General features: G+C 42.5%; 2 protein-coding genes. Both read left to right on the top strand.

Annotated elements, in window-relative coordinates; all coding sequences use genetic code 11:
- Positions 1–449: CapA family protein (locus tag ACKI5B_RS03805; RefSeq protein ID WP_407425993.1), on the top strand; the 449-nt coding region annotated here is incomplete at its 5' end.
- 43 nt (positions 450–492) lie between these two features.
- On the top strand, positions 493–2614 hold a 2122-nt coding region (locus ACKI5B_RS03810), incomplete at its 3' end, for a helicase-related protein (protein WP_407425995.1).

The following is a 2614-nucleotide window of genomic DNA, read 5'->3' on the forward strand; positions in this document are numbered from 1 at the left end:
ACATCTTAAAAGTGACCGAAAATCACCGTGTTTTTTTTAAGCGTTTAATCGAAGAATGTAAAATTGACATAATCTGGGCAAATCATCCGCACGTAGCAAAAATCTTTGAACAGACAGAAAGCGGAAAATTCATTATGTATGCAAACGGAAACACAATCTCTGCACAAAGAACAAATCCGCAGTTTTCTGCTCCAGAAACTCCGCGGGACTTTACCGGTGAAGGTCTGATTATTAAGCTCAAAGCAAGCAAAAATGCAGATGGAAGCATAATTCTTTCAGATATTGAACCGCATTTAATTACAACATATATTACTCCTTCATGGCAGTTTGTTGTAAAAGAACTGAACGAAGATTTTATTAACGCACTGGATAAAGCAGAAATTGTAAACTGGGCTAAATATCTTACAGAACGGAAAAAAATTATGGAACGAGAACTTTCCGGAAAATAACACTCGCATTGTAACTCACTCATTTTTCTTTTATACTTAATTTATGGCTATTGACTACAAAAAATTACCGGTATACGAACAGAAAGAAAAAATACTCGAATGTTTACGACAGAATCAGGTTATTGTCGTTCAGTCGCCTACAGGAAGCGGAAAAACCACTCAGATTCCAGTCATTCTGCATGAGGCGGGTTATTCAGAAAACGGCGTAATTGCAGTAACCCAGCCGCGCCGTATTGCAGCCCTAAGTGTCTCAGAATTTATTGCAAAACAGCTTAAAACAAATTACCCGGGGCTTGTCGGATACAAAATGCGATTCGAAGATAAAACCGACACAAGCACAAAAATCAAAATCATGACCGACGGAATCTTACTGCAGGAAATGAAGCTTGATCCGTGGATGACAAAATATTCTGTAATTATGGTCGATGAAACTCATGAACGCAGTCTTAACATCGATTTCGTCCTCGGTCTTTTAAAGCGTGTACTTGCTGCCCGCCCGGATTTTAAAGTAATCGTTTCAAGTGCAACAATGAATGCCGAAGCTTTTTCTGCCTATTTCGGAAACTGCCCTATCGTAACAATCGACACTCAAACCTTCCCGGTCACAATGGTTTACGATCCGCCGCTTAAAGGTCAGAGCACAACAACCGCCACTGCCACAGGATGCGAATATCTTCTTTCAAAAATCGAAAAAACGATTGACCGCGTTCTTGACAATCACGAAGACGGCGACATTTTGGTGTTTTTACCGGGCGAAAAAATCATCAAAGACTGCGCAAAGCGGCTTCAGTTTTCAAATTTTCATTCAAAGATTCATATTGTGCCTCTTTATGGCCGTCTTCCAAAAGAAGAACAGGAGCGCGTTTTTGACAATGCCCCGCTCGGAAAGAAAAAGGTCGTTCTTTCAACAAACATTGCAGAAACTTCTGTTACAATCAACGGAATTACAACTGTAATCGATTCAGGTCTTGCAAAACTCAATTTCTACAGCCCGAAGACCTTTACTTCAAGTCTTAATGAAACACCTGTAAGTAAGGCAAGCTCAAACCAGAGGCGCGGCCGGGCAGGCAGAACACAGCCTGGCACCTGCTACCGCCTTTACAGCCGGAAAGATTTTGATACCCGACCTGAATACACGACCGAAGAAATCTACCGTACAGATTTGAGCGAAGTTGTCTTACGCATGAGTGAGCTTGGAATCACTGATTTTGACACATTCGACTTTATTTCAGCTCCTCAAAAAGAAGACATCCGTGGAGCTGTGGAAACATTAAACCAGATGGGCGCTTTAAATCCTGACCACACTCTTTCTTCAATCGGAAAGCTCATGGTAGAATTCCCGCTGGAACCCCGCGTGAGCCGAATCTTAGTTGAAAGCATTATGCGATATCCGGAAGTTCTTGAAGAAACTGTAATTGCAGCTGCCTTCATGAGCACTCACTCGCCTTTTATTCTTCCACCGGGAGAAGAAAGCGATGCACGAAAGGCACACCATGCATTCCGTGACATTCAGGGCGATTTTGTCTCTTACGTAAAACTTTTCCGCACATACCAGTCTATGAAAAATCCGGTGCGTTTCTGCCAGAACAATTACCTTGACGAGCGCGTAATGGCAGAAATTGCAAACATAAAACAGCAGCTGGAAGAAGAAATCGGGCAGCTCGGAATTCCAATCGGAAGCGGCGGAAGCATGGACGATTATCTTTGCTGTATTGCAAGCGGAATGATTCAGTTTGTTGCAGTCCGCGAAGGCCGTGAGAACTACCGCACACTTACGGCAGACCACATTTCAATTCACCCGGGCTCTTCAATGTTCCGCACAGATCCGCTTTTTATCGTTGCAGGTGAAATCGTACGCACAAGCCGCACTTTTGCAATGTCGGTTTCTCCTCTTACGAAATCTCTTCTTTCAAAAATCTCTCCGGATTTGGAAGCAAAACTTGCTGCAATCAGAGGAAAACGCGGCCGAAGTCTTACCGGAAATCTTGAATATTCAGGCTCAACTTTTGCCTCTGTCAAAGGTAAGCTTTTAGGACGTGATGACGGACACTTTGGCGGCAAAAAACAGAAAGAAAAGAAAAACGAAAACGAAATTATTATCGGTGGAGAAACATTCGAAATCGAAAAACAGAAAGGAAAGAAATTCCTCATTCTTCCGTACAACA

The organism is Treponema sp. (assembly GCF_045657965.1).
Lineage (GTDB): Bacteria > Spirochaetota > Spirochaetia > Treponematales > Treponemataceae > Treponema_D.